Source organism: Aestuariibaculum suncheonense, assembly GCF_014596935.1.
GTDB lineage: Bacteria > Bacteroidota > Bacteroidia > Flavobacteriales > Flavobacteriaceae > Aestuariibaculum > Aestuariibaculum suncheonense.
In genome coordinates, this window is record NZ_JACVXC010000003.1 from 277423 (window position 1) to 297310 (window position 19888).

The window sequence follows — 19888 nt, forward strand, 5'->3', positions numbered from 1 at the left end:
AATTGATCTAACTATATTTCAAGATAGCTTTCAAAGCTATTACCCACCCAAAATAAAAACCTAACTAGAGACATTAGGCTATAAAATATCAAAGCCCCTAGTGGTTCGTATTATGAGGGCTAATTATTTGTTTGCAAAACAAAAACGCAAGTTTTAATGTCACTACATATAGTAAACATAATTACCCTGTAACTCCTAATTTATTAAACCAAAACTTTGAAGTAAGCAGGCAGAATCAAGTTTGGGTAACCGCATATTACTTATATCAAAAACCTAACAAGGCTGGTTATATCTTACTGATATTATCGATTTGTTTAATCGTAAAGTTTGGGTGGCTCTAAGTGATAATTAAAGCACTGAAGATACTATTATTAAAGCTTGGCATATGGCCATAAAGAAAACAACTTTAACCCAACCTTTAATATTTCATTCCGACTGCGGTATACAATATGCCAGCCATAATTTTACCTCATTAATTAAAATTTATAACGGTTTAGAAAACAATCTATGAGTAGAAAAGATTTGATACTAAGAGTAAAAACGCAGTTTTGTTATATGAATTGCATACTATATTAACCTTAACACTTTAAAACATAGGGAAAACTTGTAATTTTTATATTGAAAACATAAATTTTTACATCTGCAATTCAACTGAATACAAAAACAAAAAAGTCCATTTTAAGTTTACTAAAACGGGCCTTCTGAAAATTTTATTTTTTTAAACACCAAAAGGGTTTTCTATGCTATTGGCAGGTTGTGTAAACCATTTAGGACCATCATTTGTGATATAAACATGGTCTTCCAAACGAATACCAAATGCCTCGGGAACACAAATCATAGGTTCTATACTATAACAATAACCCGGCTGTAATTTAGTTTCATTTCCTTTAAGAATGTATGGATATTCGTGAATATCAAGACCAATACCATGCCCCGTTCTGTGTGGTACTCCCGGCAGATTATAATCGGGGCCTAAACCATGAGATTCTATTTTATTTCTTACGGATATATCTACAAAACTACAGGTATTACCCACTTGCGAAGCCTTGAATGCTACTTGTTGAGCACCCTTTTCAATATTCCATATTTTTTGTTGATATTCGGTAGCTTCACCAAAAATATACGTTCTGGTAATATCCGAAATATAATCGTGTAGTGAACATCCGGTATCGACTAAAACGATATCATTTTCTTCTAAAGGTTTCGGATTTTTTACCCCATGTGGAAACGAGGTGTCTTTTCCGAAAAGAACAATACAAAAATAAGATCCCGAAGGAATGCCGTAACGTTTATGAGCTTGGTGAATAAAATCGGTGACTTCTTTTGCGGTAATGCCAACTTTTAAAATTCGGGCAGCTGCCTTTTGCACTTCCATCGTGATATTCATCAAAGCCTGAATGATGCTAATTTCAGCTTCAGATTTCACCATACGACACGCTGAAATTACCGTTTTTGCATTTTTCAACTGAAACATTTCAGACACCTCATTTATACCTTCAAAAATAAAAAACGGTGTGTTTTCATCAATTAAAACCGTTCCGTCTACTACCCCATTAAATTCTAAAATGGATTTAAAAAGCACAAACGGACTTTCGTGTTCCTCCCAACAATGAATTTCCCCTTCAACAACCATAAAATCATTAATGGTTCCGCGTTCAAAATTAGGTGCTATATAGTGCAAATCTCCATTACTTAACAGAATTGCTCCTACCATACGCTCACTGGCATGCCAATGGGTGCCCGTAAAATACAATAAATTAGATCCTGCATTTAAGTATAATGCCGACGCTTTTTCCGTTTGCATTAAACGACAGACTTTTTTAATTCTTTCTTTATACTCCTCTTTCTGTATGGGTTGAATTAAATTCGCCATGGGAGTTATGGCTTCTAATTCTTTTTCTGCTGAGGAGCCTCCTATTCCAAATTTACCTTTCATTTTTCCCTCTTTTTTTTTTTTTGAAAATCATTTAACTGAAACGTTCCGGAGCTAATGGATTGATATTAACCGTGGTTTTTTTATCATCTACCAGTTCTGATACCAACTTACCTGTAATCGGGCCTAAACTCCACCCCATCATGGCATGCCCTGCGGCAATGGTTAAATTTTTATATTTACTTGTTTTCCCTATAAAAGGAACGCCATCGGGCGATACCGGACGTAAACCAGATGTTGCCATAGCGCGTTCTTCTTCATTAATTTCAATATTCTGGTAATATGTTTTTACTGCATTAGCCAAAGCTTCAACGCGTTCCTTTTTAACCAGAGTGTTGTTTCCTGAAAACTCCATAGTACCTGCAAACCTGGTAAAACCATCCATAGGTGTTATGGCAGAGCGCGCTTCAACCAAAATAGTTGGAATGGTAATACCAGTTGGCCTGTGAACATCCATGCTATACCCCTTTCCTCCCTGAATGGGAATATTTAATTTTAATTTTGCCGCTAGCTGTGTGGTCCAGCATCCGCTTGCCAGAACAAACGCATCAGCTTCGTAAGTTTCATTTTGTGTAGTTACCGAATGTATTTTGTTTCCTTTAATTGTAAAATCCTTAACCTCTTCATTAACTTTAAAAACAACGCCTTTTTTAGTTAACCAGGATTTTAAATCAACCATAAAATGATTAGGAGTCATGTGCGAATCACATTTAAAATGTACTGCTCCAATAACCTTATCAGACAAAACAGGCTCTAATTGATGCACTTCTTCTTTACTTAAACAGGTTACATCTAAACCTTCTTGAATAGCTCGGTGAGCAACTTCATGCTCTTCTTCTTCACTTTTAGCATTTGTGTAAGCCATAAGAACACCTTTCTTTTCGTAGTGGAATTTAAAGTCAAGATCGTCTATCATCTCCTCGAATAACGACTGACTACTTAAATTTAGCTCCTTTAAAACAGGTATAGATTGCTCCACATTTTTTTTAGTCGCTGATTTTTTAAAATGTAATCCCCACTTAAAAAAGTCTAAATCTAGGCGTGGTTTGATATAAAAAGGACTTGCACTGTTCAGCATCCATTTTAACCCCTGGGTAATGATTCCTGGCGCTGCTAACGGAATAAAATGGCTTGGGGTTAAATATCCTGCGTTAATAAAAGAAGCTCCGGTGGTTATAAAACTTTTATCTAAAACGGTAACCTGATGACCTTCCTTCAATAAATAATAAGCACTACATAACCCGGTTATGCCTCCTCCTATAACAACAATTTTTTTCATATTAATTTCTTATAGTAAAAAATAAAATGCGCCAGAAAAATTTAATTAAAGTTTTACTGTGCGCATACATAGTTAGTTAATTAGTTCATTTTTTAAATTACCTGAAATCCATGAGCATATGGGTCGTCGTCGTTAATAATAATATTATTATATCCGGTAACCTGCGCCCAGCCTTGTATGCTTGGTATAATGGCCTTTTTGTCTTGTAATGTTGTTTCCTGCTCCACACGGCCAATAAATTTACTACCTATAAAACTTTCGTGGATAAAATCTTCTCCTAGTTTAAGCTGACCTTTAGCATGAAGCTGCGCAAGACGTGCCGATGTTCCGGTACCACAAGGGGAACGATCTATGGCTTTATCGCCATAAAAAACCGCATTTCTTCCTGAAGAGGTTGGATCTAAAGGATTTCCCGTCCATAGCATATGACTAACATCTCTAATGGTATCGTTTTCGGGATGAATAAACATATCCGGATAAGTTTCATTGATACGCTTTCTTACTACCTGAGAATATTGAATGATTTGTCCAGCCGTAAAATTATGAACACCACTAAAATTCTTTTGCGGGTCTACAATAGCATAAAAATTTCCACCATAAGACACATCGAAAGTTAATGTTCCTAATTCAGGACAATCTATGGTTAAGCCTTCGGCAGCCAGGTAAGATTTAACATTAACAAGTTTGACCCAATCTACCTTTTTTCCGGTTTGCTGGTATTCAATTTCCACCAGTCCGGCAGGGGCTTCCATTTTAATTTTCCCTGGTATTTTGGGGGTAATTAAACCTTCTTCAATAGCAATAGTAATAGTACCTATGGTACCATGACCGCACATAGGCAAACATCCTGAGGTTTCAATAAAAAGGATACCGAAGTCATTTTCTGGATTTGTTGGTGGATAGAGAATGCTTCCACTCATCATATCATGACCTCTGGGTTCAAACATTAAGCCTTTACGAATCCAGTCGAATTCTTTAAGAAAATGTTGTCTCTTGTCGCTCATAGATTGCCCTGTAAGATTAGGCCCTCCACCAGCAACTACACGAACCGGATTTCCGCAAGTATGCGCATCTACACAAAAAAAAGTTTTTCTTGCCATGTATTATTTCAATAATCTTAGATAGATATTTAATTATTTTTTAAACTTTCAGGAAGTAATTCTACAGGAAAAGACTGATAGCTAACGGGTCTAACCCATCGTTTTATAGCATCTGTTCCTACGGAAGTAAATTTAGCATCTGATGAGGCAGGATACGGTCCGCCGTGCTGCATTGAAGGGCAAACCTCAACACCAGTAGGCACGCCATTAAAAATAATACGACCAACACGGTTTACCAAAGCATCAACTATATTTTCTAAATTTGAAATTTCATCTTCTTCGGCTATTATTGTTCCTGTTAACTGCCCTTCCAATGCTTCAATAATGTCTACCAATTGCGATTCATCTTTACTTGTGACAACCAAAGAAAACGGACCAAATACTTCCTGATGAATTTTAGGATTTGCTAAAAAATCGGCTCCTGAAACCGTTGCTACCTGTGATGCAGCATAATTATCGGCAAGGGCCCCTTCAATCTTACTTACGGTTGCAACTCCAGGTTGCGACATCACACTGGCACCATTTTTATCGTAACCTGCTTTTATATTTGGATGAAGCATACATTGTGCATCAATAGCGATGGTTTTCTCTGCTAAATCTTTAATAAACGCCTGGGTATTCTCGTCTTCAATAGTTAATATAAGACCTGGATTTGTACAAAATTGTCCAGTTCCTAAAGTTATGGATTCTGCATAAGTGCTTGCAATGGATTCGCTACGCGTAGCAATAGCTTTAGGAGTTATAACTACCGGGTTAACACTTCCCATTTCGGCGTAAACAGCAATAGGTTCTTCACGTCTTGAAGCCATATCGAATATAGCCCGGCCAGCACCAATACTTCCTGTAAAACCTACTCCTTTAATTTTATCATGTTTTACTAAAGCGGCGCCTACAACAGGACCTCTACCCGATACATGTGAGAACACCCCATTAGGCATTCCTGTTTTTTCAGCAGCTTTAATAATGGCCGAAGCCACTAGCTCTGAAGTACCTGAATGCATTTCATGTGCCTTAACAATTACCGGACAACCGGCCGCCAGAGCACTGGCTGTATCACCTCCTGCTGTCGAGAAAGCAAATGGAAAATTACTTGCTCCAAAAACAACAACTGGACCAATTGGAATTACTGTTTTCCTTAAATCATCTTTAGGAAGCGGTTGTCTTTCTGGCATAGCGCCGTCAAATTTATTGCCTTTCCAATCTTCATTGGAAACTAAATCTGCAAACGATTTTAGTTGCATAATAGTTCTACCACGCTCACCAATAGCTCGTCCTTCAGGCAATCCAGATTCTCTAGTGTAGGCATCGATTAACTCCTGATCTAAAGCTAAAATTTCGTCTGCAATAGCATTTAAAAATTTGGCTTTATCTGTTCCTGACACTTTTCTATACGCTTTAAACGCCTGTGAAGCTAATTGTACCGCTTCTTCTATTTCTTCAGAAGTTGCTTCAATAAAAGCGGTGTCGTTTTGAAGGTTTAGCTTAGGATTAATAGTTTTGTGACTAATTTCTCCTTGAGCACTCAGTTTGTTTCCGATATAATTTTTGCCTGTAATCATTTATTTTATAGGTTTTATAATCTGGTAGTATTAGCGTGGATTATATTGCGGTTTCAATTCAATTTAAAACACACTCTTTTTTTCAACCATTTAATGGTAATCTTGGTACTGTCACAAATGCCTTACCAATTCCAATAGCAACTTCTGCTAATTTAATATTTTGTACTAATTGTGGGCTAACATCCAGCTTTAATAAGTGTGTCTTCACTTGTAAACTTAGTCGTTAATACTGATATTATGCCATCACATTTAATCATTAAATATGATTTAATATGGACAAAATTAGCCTTTGTATAAATATCCACAGTAGTAATTATTAACATATTGTTATACTATATTACCTGATGGATAGGTTTATATTTAATTTTTTAGTAATATTCGCAAAATTAATAGTTATGAAAGTACTTCCTTTTAAAATTCCGAAACCCGAAAATGAGGCATTGGTTTACCAAGAAGAGCGATTAAGGGTTTTATACGACCAACTTCACCAGCACAGTGAAATTCAAATCAGCTATGTTGAAAAAGGAGCCGGTACATTAATTGTGGGTGATACTATTAACGATTTTTCTCCCAACGACATTCTGGTGCTGGGCAGTGATGTTCCACATGTATTTAGAACGGATCTGAACTTTTCGGAAGAAACCGTCGTATACACCTTGTTTTTTGACAGAAACAGTTTTGGCAAACATTTCTTCGATTTGCCCGATATGAAAATTATCAATGATTTTTTTAATGATTCCGAATACGGGATGAAAATATTAACCAGAAAGAAAAAAATTATTAAACTCTTTTTAAAATTAAAAAACCAAAATAAAGTTCAGCGAATTAGTAGTCTTTTAAGAATTTTAGACCATATAACTAAAGCCGAAAAAACTGCAATATCATCATTTGTTTATAAAAAGAAGTATACAGACGACGAAGGCAAGCGTATGAATGATGTATTTAATTATGCAATGGAAAATTATATGGAACCTATTACGTTGGAAAAAATATCTGAAATATCAAATATGAGTAAAAATGCTTTTTGTCGCTATTTTAAGAAACGCACTAATAAAACGTTCTTTCAATTTTTAATTGAAATTAGAATCGAAAACGCTTGTAAACTGATTTACAATAAACCAGACCTTCCTATTTCTTCCATTTCTGAACTATGTGGTTTTCAAAATACAGCCAATTTTAATCGAAAATTTAAAGAAATTAAAGGCCTGACGCCATCTCATTATAGATTGCAAAGGTTTTAATAGAATAGACACCTAACTTATTATTAAAATTATAATTCAGTAAACAACAACATCTAACAGGTTTTAGATAGTGATATTTTAAATGAATAGTTCTTTGGCACCACTGTAGCTTAAAATTGTTTGTCCCCTGAAGTACCTTGTTGGACTAAATAATTATAAAAATTTAACACATAAGTTTAATTTCGATTCAGAATCTTAAAATCTGAAAAATAATGAAAGCACGTCAACTCTTCATTTTCGCACCCGCAATACACCGACTTCTCCCAAACAAATCGAAGGCTATAATTAACTCCCTAAGCCAACGATAAAGTTCTGACAGAAATATACCCAAGACTTCACATACTTGTTTTACATAGACTCTGTCCTAACTTAACCCAACTGCTCTTTGCTTAAACTTAAAGTGTAGTGTTCCGATTTTCTTCTCATAATTACTAAAGCAAACACTAACTGACACATTATATGACATTTATACCTAGTATTATATTTTTTAGTTTGGGTTTTCCTGCTGGTTTCAGGCTTTAAAACCTATATTTTACTCCTGAGGAATTAAATCTACCTTATTCCTTAATAAAATACTTAAAATAGGATAATATAATATCTCTTTATGTTAACAATACTTCATTGGATGAGGTTTTACTTTTTACTTTTGCGTAAGACATGAATTGAAAAATATTTATTTAGGTAATTATTAGATAATAAGAAAAATGACAGAAACAAATAGTTCAGATTGGAGGCATAGCGTTATGCCGGCTGTGTTTACATGGTTGAAAGAGTCGAAATCATGTGCCCTTGAAATTGACCTAGATACAACACAAAAATACGCCGCAGATGTTTTAAAAATTCAAGGAAAAGGAGGAAGCAGAATGGGTGGACTTGTCGGCTCTGGCACACTTGGTGAGAATAGCTACCTAAGCACCGAACAGCGCCTTACTTTACTTAAAGCCCTTTCTGACGTCGCTAAAGAATATAATGTACCGTTAATTAGTGGAGCAGCGTCAGAAACTAAAGAAGAACTTGCCAAAATTATTGAAGGTCTTGTATCAGTTGGAGTGGATACTGTTATGGTTATGCCTCCAAAAACTAAAGCCTTTCCATCGGACGATGAAATGTATGATTACTATGAACTTGCGGAAGCAACTGCACGAAATTTAGGCGTAACAATTATGCCCTATAACAATCCTGACGCTGCTGGATATCATGCAATATCAACTAACCTTCTTCGAAGAATTTCTGTTCTACCTAATGTAACTGCTCTTAAAATATCGACTGTAGATGTTTCAATTATTGAAACTTTGATGTTAGAGAATAAAGATTTAAAGGTTTTGGCAGGGGTTGACTCAGTAACTGTACATGCAGGACTTGCAGGCGCAAGTGGCGGTATTACAGGTGTGGGTGTTATATTCCCAAAAGCAAGCGTTACTATGCAGGAGCATGTTTTAAATGGAGAATGGGCTGAGGCTAACAAAATTTCTCAGGCTTTAAATTCCCTATCATATCTCGATGCTCAGCCGCTACTTATGGAGTATCTTAAGGTTGCCATGGGTATTCATCACAATGATATAGCTGGAGGGCTTCGTACCTATGGTATAAAATTAACTCAACAGCAAATTGATGATGTTCAAGCAAGATATACACTTGCAAAAGAAAGACTTAAAGCTTTAGACTTATTATAGACTATTACTTTCAAATATTCAAACAGAAAAAGTGTCGTTTTTACGGGGCTTTTTTTTTGAGGGAGTTGCTACCTGGACTTCATATGAATATTATGATAATCTATAATATCCGTTAGTGCATGACGTGAATCATCTTCTCCCAAGTATCGGGATTTAATAATACTGGAAGTAATGAGTTTACCATCTCTTTTTAAGTTTTGATAAACCCCGAAGAGATCGGCACTGATTTGCTTTAGAAATTCATTGAGTAATTTAGCTTCATCACCTAAGCCCTTTAGTCGGCTTTTATTGGAATCCCATTCCGAAACAAGGACTTTTCTTTTTAAGGATAGTTCGGCTCGTTTACCATTTACGGTGATACGAGCATAAAGGGGTGCTTTTCCATTTTTGATACTGGATTGCTTCAGCCAAAACAGAACACTGAAGGTTTGTGTGGTTTTCATACGCTTTTGTTTTTAAAATTGAACATTAGAAACAAAAGCCAAATCAAATTGCTCGGTTACCTTTTTATACGTTTTTAAAAGAGGTAACCGAATAGGTCAAATTTTTATTTAAATGAATTCAAATAATATGAACCCCTAAAAACGTCAAAACCTTGATAATCATGAAATTACCAAGGTTTTGTTACTTATTGATTCTGATCTAGTCGGGGTGGCAGACCTAACCTAGACCTCTCTTATCCCCTATTATTACTGTTATTCTCTAATTCCCATACTTTCATGCACACCGAATTGCACACTCAAACTACAAAAAGAACATTAGAAATATAATTTACTTCTATTTAACACTACAAAGATACAATTATATCTAAATACTATTAGAAACCAGCTAATGAAAAGGAAAAAACCTTATTCGTCAGGCCAGTGAATTAGCAAACACTTAGCCATTACTTTTTAGTCTTAAAATAAATTTCCTTTCAATGCGCTCCTCAAAAGGTCTCCGGAGTGTATTGAAAGGAAATTGTTTTAACAACAAAGTCTAGAAACACCATCAAAACTCATTTTTTCGTAAAAAATTCGCTGATTTTACTGGGCTGAGCGCATTTTTTACGAAAAAATGAAGTGACTACAAATAAGTCGTTTTTATAAATCTCAGTATTTATAGGGGTTCAGGGAATAAACCAAACCGTAACATCGCTTTAGTGTGTTACCCTCTTGCTTTACAATGCAATTAGTTTTGTAAATACTCTTTTCATAGAAAGTTTATATTGCACTTTAAATCATGTTTTAATTAGCTTTATATCTACAAAAACTGACCAGAAGATAATTTAGCATTTAAATGTTAACGCTCCTGTAATAATAGAATTCCAAAAGAACTGGAAACATGAAAATCTGGTTCATCTGTATCGGGATCAACCCATGTTATCCAAGTAGGCTCCATAATCCCATCCTTTGTTCTGTTATACTTCGCTCTGTAAATACCCGTTTGAATCCTCTCTGCTTTAAGTAATCCTAGGTTTAATAATGATTCTTTACTTATAACAACTTCAACAACAAAATAATTAGCTTTAACAATCGACTTTACCTGAATATGATCTTTTGGCCAATTCCAATCGTAATCAAAACTCCTATAATAGTTTGCTTTAAAATCCAAAACCCTTGGTGTTGGATCTATTTCTAAACAATAATACGGAGTTAATTTATCGTCTATATTAAAAAAAAGTTCTACCCTATCAGAGCTCGCTATACTTTCAATACTATTATTTTTAGTATTCACATAAATATTTGAATCGCAAACCTTAAAGCTCACATATAGATTTTCGTCATCGTGCAATGCCTTAAACTCAACCTTATGGTTTTGTTCATCATTCCAAGACGAATTAAAATCAGTTAAATGATTTGCCTGATTCCAAAGAGCACTATCACCTCGTCCATTTATTCTCAATTGGTTTTTATCAATATGAATTACAGTATATTCCTTTTTATTATTCATTAATCCAGTACTCATTCTTTTAAAACAATAATATTCTTTTCTTTTTTATGTTTTTCAATCAAAATAACTTCTCCATATACCATAGTATCATTAACCTTATAAAAGTGATTTGCCGGTGCAGAAGCATTGTGTACCAAAACCAAAGTATATTCAACATTTTCGACAACAATTGTTATAGCTTCTACATCTTTGTCTTCTAATAAAACATCTTTTCTATTGTAAACAGATGCTTTTGAAAAACTGATATTGTTTTTATTTGGGAAATATAATAAGGTTATAAATGATGTAAAGCCTTCGGTGTCTTTATAAATTTCAGCCCTTTTGTTAGGTTCCTTTAAATTATATTCGGGCGACCACCACGAATCGGTTAATTTCATTTTGACAGTCTTAAGGGGTTGTATCCTTAAATTATCATTTTTGTAAGTTGTTGTTAAAGCTCCACTGGTAATTTGAACACTGTTGTTTGGGAAATTAAAATATTGAGAATATTTATGATGCCCTTTGGCATTAAAACTATCAAAAAGCAACCAAATGTTTGGTTTTAAATATAGCAACCTCCGTTTCACTGTAACAGGATCTTCTAACCTACTGTAAGCATTATTTTCTGCTTCGGCATAATCAAAACCAATTGCTGATTTAGTATAAATCCCTTGTGATCGAGCCTCAAAACTATTAGTCCAGGAGTCATTGTAAACACTATTGGTAAGGTTGTCTACTCCTATAGTATTATGGCTTTTGTTATTTTTAAAAAATTCGCGCCACTCGTTGTCTACATAAGTATAACGTCCGCCATCAATTAAGTAATCCTTTCCATTAGCAAAGATCGTAAAATGCAATAGGTTATCGTGCCCATGACCACAGCCTAGCTTCTTTAAATGAAAACTGGAGTAAGTAGCGTTTTCTTTCCAAGAGCTTCGCATATAAAAGTCGCCTGAACTTTGTTGGTAAACCGATAAAAACTCAGGAAATTTTGATTCTACCCGTTTATAAACCAAATTATTATCCTTCCCTGTTAAAAATAAGGTTTCATAGTCCAATTCACTGTAAGCCTTTGATTTTAAAATAGAATCGTTAAACAAGGTAGCAGCTAATGTCAACAAGCCTCTTAAATCGGTATCATCACTATCGCCTAAAAGTGGTTGATGATAATTTGGCTTTTGCGATTTTATATTTGCAAAGGCCATAGCCTTTGTTTTTTTCACAATAATCTCAGGAAGTTTAAGACCTTTACGTTGTGCCAATAAATTGACATTTAAATAACAGTGAAATACTTCGTTATGATACATAGGCGATTGTTCCCACTGTGTACCATCTTCCATAATTTGTAATGTTATGCAGGTAGTCAGTTTTTCAATCGCATCTTTTTGCCATTGGGTAGCTATTTTAAAATCATCTAAAAAAAGTGATAAATTATATACCCCTTGAAACTCTAAAACACCCCAATTACTAGTTTGTGAAAACCCGCTAAAAGCACTATTTAAATAAACGCCATGTTCATACAAAGATTCTAAAAACTTCTCTAAAAATTCTGGAGTTATATACTTCGAATTCTTAACATATTCGAAAGCCTTAATCCAATTCTCGCATCTAATCCCCGCTTCTATCCTTCGCCATGTATAATGTTTTAAATCGTCCTTTAGAGGGTTATGGTCTATCCAATGTATGATTTGTTCAACAAATTCTTTGGAATATTTTTCATCACCTGTAAGCAAATAGGCTTTTCCTAAATCAATCCAAAATTTATGTCGATTAAGCATATAACACCATTCTACATCACCATTAGGAATAGCTTTCCAATCTATCTGACCTTTAAATTGATAGGGTACATTGGTTTTTTCCATATCCCAATCATCCCTGAACAAAAAATAATGATTAAGAACATTGTTGGCTGTTTTTATACTTTTTTCGACGCCTTCAGGGTGATTTGCTTTTATATAATCAATATCCGATTCTGAAACACTTAAGTAAAGATTTGCTTTCTTTTTATATACATTCAACAACTCCATTAAGGCGTTTTGATGATTTCCTTTAGAAAACGCTTTATTAACGGTACTTAATTGAGGTAAATTGAAATCGATTTTATCAAAAATAGCATCATTTTGTGCATAGCAGAAAAGAGTTCCTGCTAGATAAAATGCAATTATGATATATTTATCTAAACTCATAGTAAGTTAATCTTGATTACTTATCAACAATACACCTTATTCTACTTTTGGTTTAAACATAGTATAACTTAAACCTTTTCTAGCATCCATTAATGCCGCCCGAAGTTCTTCAACTTTTTCAGGATAATCTAGCGCTACATTGTTTTGCTCTCCTGGGTCTTCTCCTAAATTATATAATTGTGGAGTGATTTCGAAACCTGTTTCAATAATTGGTCCCCAAGGCACTAATTTAGGACCCTCAAGAGGTTCAATGTATTTCCAATTGCCTCTAACATACGATAGTGGTCCTGCAAAGCTTTCCTGGATTAAAGACTCTCTACCTGTTGTATCCTCTCCTGTTAAGATATCCAACTGATCTTGACTATCCATATCTTTGTATTTAGACGTATCAGCCCCTGCCAATTTACCTAATGATTTAAATAAATCCACTTGACTAAATAAGGCATTAGAAGTCATTCCTTTATTTTTTCCATCTGGCCATCGTACAATAAACGGAATTTTTGAACCTCCGTCAAGGGCACTATACTTTCCGCCTCTTAAATTTCCTGCTGGTTTGTGGTCACCTACTAATTCCCTAGCTTGATCATGGTATCCGTCATCTAGTACTGGACCATTATCACTAGAGAAAATAATAAGAGTATTATCTAAAAGATTTTGCGATTTTAATTCTGAAACAATTTGTTTTACTGTCCAATCTAACTGTAAAATTACATCGCCTCTAGGCCCCATACTACTTTTCCCTTGGAACATCTTGTTTGGAACTCTTGGTACATGAATATCATGTGTTGAAAGGAAAAGAAAAAAAGGTTTCTCTTTATTAGCATTTATAAAACCAATCGATCTTTTAACCAGTTCTAGGGCAATAGTCTCGTCATCCCAAAGCGCCGCTTTACCGCCTTCCATAAACCCAATACGGCTAATACCATTCACAATAGTATTGGCATGTCCTTGAGATGGCTTTACTTTCAGTAGCTCAGGATTTTCAGATCCAGTTGGCCAGTTCCCTATCTTTTCTTTGTAGTTTACTTTGATAGGATCGGAAGGATCAAGATTTACGATGTTATGATTTTCGACAAAAACACAAGGCACCCTGTCGCCTGTTGCAGGAATAAGGAATGAGTAGTCAAACCCTATTTCAAGGGGACCTGGTTTAATGATACCATTCCAGTCAGGGCCTCCCTTACCACCTAAACCCAAATGCCATTTACCCACAACGCCTGTTTTATAACCTGCAGATTGCAATACTGTGGCCAATGTAGGTTTAGAGGTGTCAAATAAAAGGGGTTGATCTCCAGATGCAATGCTGTTTCCTTTCTTTCTCCAAGCATACATTCCTGTTAACAAAGAATAACGAGAAGGCGTACAAGTTGCTGCTGTGGCATAAGCATTATGAAAGGCAATACCATCTTTGGCAAGGCTATCGATTGCTGGAGTTTGTATAGCTGTCGCCCCATAAGCACTAATATCTCCATAACCTAGGTCATCGGTATAAATCATTACAATATTAGGCTGCTTTTTCACTTCGAAACGCTCCTCTTTTTTAGAGAGTTTATTTTTACATCCTAAAAACACAAGCATTAAAAAGGCGAGTAGTTGTGTAAAATGTCTCTTTATTTTCATAGCTCTTTTTAAAATTGATAGTTCCAATTATAATTACACTTAATCGATTTTTTCTAATTTAACTGGGTGACTTTAAAGTTTTCTATTTTCATATGGTTATTTACTGTTCTAAATCCAAAATAACCACTCTTATAAGGCTCTGAATCAACAATTTCAAATATTTTTTCTCCTTCTCTAGAATAGCTTGTGTAATTATCTTTTACAATTATTTCTATTTGCACAGTTTTGTTTGGAATAATCATAAACTTTTCATCAGACAAATCATGTTCGGGCAATAATGGCCTATTTATATCTCCGTTATATCGTCTAAACCTTGTTTTGGTATTATGGTGCCCGCCATAACCTACGTAATACAACTTTAAATGATGATAGTTTGGAAAGTACCCAGCTCTTTGCCTGGATTCTTTAAAAAAATTCTGAGGATTATGAGGGTCTGTAGCCATCCAAAAGCAATTCATATCGGATACTCTATCATATATCCCTCCTTTATCTATAATAGTAATATCGTACTGAATTTTAATTGCCCCTTTCAGTTTGTTTTTAAACCAAATTGTGCATCCTTTAGCATCAATAACTTCAATACTTTTATTTCCAAACAGCACCTCTCCTCCTGGTTGTTGCTCTATAACCCAATTCGATTTATCCTTTAAAACATTGTCATGAATAATCTTTTTCGAAGAACAACTATTCAATAAAATACACGTTGCTATTATTGTGCTTCTGAGTATAGAAATCATGTTGTTAATTTGATTTTATTAACCGTATTAAACTTAATTCCAATAGGAATACATGCATCTCATTTTACCTTTTGATTAATTCTAGTCCTTTAGAAAACCCATTTACACATTCTAAAGTAATTCGGGTATTTTCGTTTGAATTATCTATAGATCGTACTGTACTTTCATTAATCACGTCCCATTTACCTTTTATTGTTAAGATTAAATTAACTGGTTGACTATAATTCTCAAACTTACCATTCTCTTTAACTGGAAAATTTAAATCAGGCTGCACAACGCTTAAAGTAATTTCCTTATCTCCTTTTTCCTGCAACATAATTAAGGAAGGAGTTGAAACTTCTTTTAGCAAACCATTTTCCAATTGCTTATTTCCTTCAAAAACAACATAACCCATTGTATTGCTTTCTTTATCTAAAACAATATGCGCAATACTATCTGCTCGTTTTATTTCAAAAGAAGTATCATTTTTAACAATCTCGTTAAACTTTGATTGCTCATCTTCCCTTAAAAATGGATAGATTACATATTGATAAGCAGCATCTTTAGGTGCCAAACCATGATCAATCCATGCGCTGGCATAATCGCCTTCTGTTTCCTTTGCTCCTTTTCCTTTTGGATTCATATTTCCGGTGTTAACGGAATATTTATTATGATAAGACTGCTGTTTATCTTTTTTGATTTGTACAGGTGTTTTTGAAAGTATATAATACCCATTTCCATAAGGATCAATCAACCAATTTTTATTTGAATCTTGACTATTTAACTCTCCTTGATAAGGAAATTTTTTAATACGCTCTAAAGATGTTATTAAAGGACTTTTCGTATCTTCTAAAAACGTTTGAAATAAATTGGTTTGCGTTGGATTTTTTTCATCGATACTTGATATGTCAGTCCCTATACAAATTAATTTATCGCCAAATGAAAACACCGATTTCTTAGCTTTCAATTTACCTGGGTATCCCACTTTAGTCTCTGGCCCATCGGCATTAGAGCCTTTTCCTTCATTAAGAACCATTCCAAAAATACCATTACCATTTAAATGAGCTGCTCCAGCAAATGTTTCGTTAGAACGGAACATAATCAAAGGCATTTTAGCCTCTAACTCCTCTAAAGGCAAATAAATTATTGTAGCGCCGGGATATCTATTCCAATCCCAACCTTCTTGACGAAAACCACTTCCTGTTTCACCTTTGTTATTTAATAACTCTACCGTTCCGTTTGCGGGATATCTTCCGTATCGATTTTCACTAACATAAATCTCTGATGCCCAAACATACTTGCTATACCCTTTCATAATTGCTGCCCAATCTTTACGCCTTTGTACCGATGTTGCAGCATATGGAAATATAAAATATCCATCCAGTCGTTCAGAATGAATACCATTTACGTCTGTAAAAATGGTTTTATTCATAATATCATCCTTCCCCCAAAGTCTTAAATAAGCAGCAGCGACTTCTTCATCAATTTTACTTGTGCCTTCCGGATTTCCTGCATTAGCCATAAGTAAAAACTGCTCTTGAAGCGATTCTATACCATTGTTCTCTAAAGGATGACGTCCAGCATTACCAAATCCCCAATTATATAACTGACTATAAATTCGGCTTGCTAAAAAGGCGTTTCTAAAATTTGCATGGCCTTCAGTAGCAATACGAAATCGGGTTCCTGCCAAAGTATTAATAACTTTTGGAACCGATTTAAAAGCCCCAATGCCATAAGCTGGATAATGCCCATTATGATGCCATGCAGTACCATCCACCTTAAAACCCCACTCCTCTTTTTGTTGAGCCAATATAATTGATATGTATTTTGAATATGCTCTTAATAATGCTGCTTGTTTTTCCTGACTATCGAACAAGAAAATAAGCATTAAATGGTAATAGGACTGTGTATTTAAATAATCTATGTTAACATGAAAATCTTTTTCGTCTCCTAGAATCATTCCCAAATTAAACAGCCAGTGTAAACTTGCTCCAACATCGTTTAATAGATCATTATCATACAAAAAATGCCGCATAACATAAAAAGCTTCTGTTAACTCGATAACATTATAACCTATATGATGTCTTGTTCCTCCATTGGCCCCAACTTGCCACCCTTGATCAAGAAAATATTTGGTTCCAGCTAAAAACATAGATTCAATTTCCTCGCGTTCGGCAGGCGTTGCGCGATCATGAAAATTGGCCAACTTTTTTAAGACTGTTCCTAAATCTTTTATATCATTAAATATTTTAGCGCCCTGCTGTTTTTTATTAAAATACTCCTGTTGTTCTTTAAACGTTAAAGGAGGACCTAAAACGGTTGTGCCATTATCTTCAAGTTTAAGGTTATTAAACATGTCTCGAAGTGTATTAATATAAACCTTGTACTTTTTATCGATAGTTAGATCTTGATCAATAGCGGTTTCAAATCGTTTTAAATCCAATCGAATAGCCATAGAAACAGGAGCTGCCTCAACTGCTTCTATACGCTTATAATTACTTATTAAAGGCATCCAATGATCTTTCGATAAATCTTGATCAGATTTAATAAAAGGCACTAACATATCTGGATATTGATGCCTGTCATCCTGATATTGAGAAAAAATAATATCATCGAAAAATAATGTCCCAGTATTTGCCTCAGTGCTCACTTTAAACAAATCATAATCAACAGATGCTCCTTTTTGAGGTGCATTGCCCTGCATTTCATAAAAGGGCACCCAAATACGGCGCCAGCCTTTAAAGGACAACTCTAAATCGAACCAAACTTGCTTCACCCCATCTTTTTCGAAAGCTATTGTGATTTTATTATACTTTGGCGTTTCGTTATAGATAGATAACGCCAATGTAGGGCTGGCAGGAAAATGATCTCCATATTCCAAAGGACTTTCATCATGGGATAGAATTTTAAAATTGGAAGTACTAAAAGAGCCTTCATTATTCCAATTCCACTGTAAAGATGTTTCACCAAATCTTCTATGCGCTTTACTTATAGAAAGATTTCCATTTGAAACCTTGTAAAGCTCCAAAGTTTTATCAGATTCAAACGATTCAACTGCTGGTTTCTCTTCTTGAGAGAAGCCCAGTGTTGATAATAAAACAAAAATTTTAAATGCTATTAATCTCATTTTAGTAAATATGCTTATCTATCTTTTTATTCGTTGATTTCTGTTAACTTCAAATAACGTGAAAGCCACGGATCGTTTTTAATCTTTAGTTGATTTAATAACTGTTGATGTAATTCATTTTCAACTTCTAAATTTTCCCCAGCAATATTGTGTTCCTGGAAAGGATCTTCAACATTATCAAAAAGTACTCTACGCTCTGTATCCCCATTATCAAGAGTTATAACATACGTATATCGCTTTGTTCTAATCCCACGATGTCCCGACTCTGGTCTTCCTTCTTCTATATAATAATACAACGCAGAAGTTGGCTCTTCTTCATTCTTCCCCAAAAATAAAGCTGATAAATCTTCTCCGTCTAGATCCTTCGGAAGACCGTCGGTTGCCTGTAACAAATTAAGTAACGTAGGCATCACATCGGTTGCACTAACAATTAAATTACTAGTTTGATGTGCTTTTATCTTTTCTGGCCAACGTATTATAAAAGGTATATTTATTGATTCTTCGTACCATATATTCTTAGACATGAGTCCGTGGCTTCCCATCATTTCTCCATGATCTGATGTGATTACAACAATGGTATTCTTATCTAAACCTTGATCTTTCAACGTTTGCAATACACGCCCAATTTGCTCATCAACCCCTGTAATCATCGCAAAATAATCTCGCACATGATCCTTAGCTAAGTTGGTTCTATTTCTTGTTGCTCCTTTATGAAACGCCAACGAATTTGCCTGAGTTTCTAAATTCACGTTTTTTCTAACCAACAACTCATCCAGTGATTTGTCTTCATACATTTCGGCATATTGCTCAGGAACATACTGATACGGCGGATGTGGTGGATTTACAGACCAAAATAATGCAAAAGGCTTACCTTTACTTCGTGTTTTCTCTGAAGGATTTTTTAAATAATCTATAATCACATCTGCTTCGTGTTTTGGAGACCATTCGTTAACATAAGTCAACTCCTCTTCCTTAGCATCATTCACCCAATAATGTGGGGTGTTATGAACATCAAAAGTACCGTAGGAATACCAAAAATTAAACCCGTGGCGATAAGCTTTCGGTGTATAAGCATCCCAAATAACGCTATCTTTACCGGCAATTGGTGGCGGTGATGTTAAATGTAATTTACCTACATATCCTGCATCATAACCGTTTTGCACCAACACATCTGAAAAGCTTACATCTTCTTTCTGCCAAGAATTATTATACTTAAAACGATTAGAATTACTATTGCTTAAAACAGTATTATTATAAGGTAATTTCCCTGTCATTAACATACCGCGATACGGGCTGCATAACGGATAATTACTTATCGCATTAGTAATAACTAATCCCTCTTTAGCTAGTTGATCAATATGAGGTGTGTAAACAGGATCTTGTCTATTAATTCCAAGAGCTGCATTTCTTAACTGATCTGGAAAAATAAACAGTAAGTTTGGTTTTTTCTGATTTACTTGTTTGACATTCGAATTACAAGACGTTACTCCAATTACCAAACATAAAGTCAAGGACAGTTTAAAAAAGACTAAGCTTTTCATAA

Annotated in this window: 13 protein-coding genes and 2 pseudogenes; 3 read left to right on the forward strand and 12 right to left on the reverse strand. The window is 34.7% G+C overall.

Going from position 1 to position 19888, the window contains the following annotated elements:
* Positions 1–13 precede the first annotated feature (13 nt).
* Positions 14–519 (forward strand): annotated as a pseudogene (locus tag ICJ84_RS17005) (DDE-type integrase/transposase/recombinase); the annotation flags it as partial.
* 199 nt (positions 520–718) lie between these two features.
* Here the strand turns inward: ICJ84_RS17005 and ICJ84_RS09465 are convergent.
* From ICJ84_RS09465 to ICJ84_RS17115, 5 genes and pseudogenes are all read right to left on the reverse strand, one after another.
* Positions 719–1936 carry a M24 family metallopeptidase gene (locus ICJ84_RS09465; RefSeq protein WP_188216154.1) on the reverse strand — a complete coding sequence of 406 codons (1218 nt, stop codon included), beginning with the start codon at positions 1934–1936 and terminating at the stop codon, positions 719–721.
* Between the two features lie 31 nt (positions 1937–1967).
* Positions 1968–3212 (reverse strand): NAD(P)/FAD-dependent oxidoreductase, encoded by a 1245-nt coding sequence (locus ICJ84_RS09470; RefSeq protein ID WP_188216155.1) that lies wholly within the window; start codon positions 3210–3212, stop codon positions 1968–1970.
* Between the two features lie 92 nt (positions 3213–3304).
* A complete protein-coding gene (locus ICJ84_RS09475; RefSeq protein WP_188216156.1) occupies positions 3305–4312 on the reverse strand; it encodes a 4-hydroxyproline epimerase in 1008 nt (335 codons plus the stop codon).
* Between the two features lie 29 nt (positions 4313–4341).
* Positions 4342–5871: an aldehyde dehydrogenase (NADP(+)) gene (locus tag ICJ84_RS09480; protein ID WP_188216157.1), complete on the reverse strand. Its 1530-nt coding sequence runs from the start codon at positions 5869–5871 to the stop codon at positions 4342–4344.
* An 85-nt stretch (positions 5872–5956) separates the two neighbouring features.
* Positions 5957–6067: pseudogene (locus ICJ84_RS17115) on the reverse strand (dihydrodipicolinate synthase family protein); the annotation flags it as partial.
* A gap of 199 nt (positions 6068–6266) precedes the next feature.
* Between ICJ84_RS17115 and ICJ84_RS09490 the strand changes: the two are divergent.
* Together ICJ84_RS09490 and ICJ84_RS09495 are read left to right on the forward strand one after the other, a co-directional pair.
* Complete coding sequence (locus ICJ84_RS09490; RefSeq protein WP_188216158.1) at positions 6267–7112, forward strand: AraC family transcriptional regulator; 846 nt, start codon at positions 6267–6269, stop codon at positions 7110–7112.
* A 704-nt stretch (positions 7113–7816) separates the two neighbouring features.
* Positions 7817–8785 carry a dihydrodipicolinate synthase family protein gene (locus ICJ84_RS09495; RefSeq protein ID WP_188216159.1) on the forward strand — a complete coding sequence of 323 codons (969 nt, stop codon included), beginning with the start codon at positions 7817–7819 and terminating at the stop codon, positions 8783–8785.
* Between the two features lie 68 nt (positions 8786–8853).
* On the opposite strand, the gene ICJ84_RS09500 is transcribed toward ICJ84_RS09495, so the two are convergent.
* From ICJ84_RS09500 to ICJ84_RS09530, 7 genes are all read right to left on the reverse strand, one after another.
* Positions 8854–9228: an Arm DNA-binding domain-containing protein gene (locus ICJ84_RS09500; protein ID WP_188216160.1), complete on the reverse strand. Its 375-nt coding sequence runs from the start codon at positions 9226–9228 to the stop codon at positions 8854–8856.
* Positions 9229–10066: 838 nt separating this feature from the next.
* Entirely contained in the window at positions 10067–10732 is a 666-nt protein-coding gene (locus tag ICJ84_RS09505; protein ID WP_188216161.1) for a carbohydrate-binding family 9-like protein, read from the reverse strand.
* Complete coding sequence (locus tag ICJ84_RS09510; protein WP_188216162.1) at positions 10729–12882, reverse strand: alginate lyase family protein; 2154 nt, start codon at positions 12880–12882, stop codon at positions 10729–10731. Before ICJ84_RS09510 ends, ICJ84_RS09505 begins: the two co-directional genes overlap by 4 nt.
* 36 nt (positions 12883–12918) lie before the next feature.
* A complete protein-coding gene (locus ICJ84_RS09515) occupies positions 12919–14502 on the reverse strand; it encodes a sulfatase family protein (RefSeq protein ID WP_206688697.1) in 1584 nt (527 codons plus the stop codon).
* Positions 14503–14555: 53 nt separating this feature from the next.
* Positions 14556–15239 (reverse strand): DUF6250 domain-containing protein, encoded by a 684-nt coding sequence (locus tag ICJ84_RS09520; protein WP_188216163.1) that lies wholly within the window; start codon positions 15237–15239, stop codon positions 14556–14558.
* Between the two features lie 64 nt (positions 15240–15303).
* On the reverse strand, positions 15304–18345 hold the full coding sequence (locus tag ICJ84_RS09525) for a chondroitinase family polysaccharide lyase (protein ID WP_188216164.1): 3042 nt from the start codon (positions 18343–18345) through the stop codon (positions 15304–15306).
* A 26-nt stretch (positions 18346–18371) separates the two neighbouring features.
* Positions 18372–19886, reverse strand: a complete 1515-nt coding sequence (locus tag ICJ84_RS09530; RefSeq protein WP_188216165.1) for a sulfatase family protein — start codon at positions 19884–19886, stop codon at positions 18372–18374.
* Between the last annotated feature and the right edge of the window lie 2 nt (positions 19887–19888).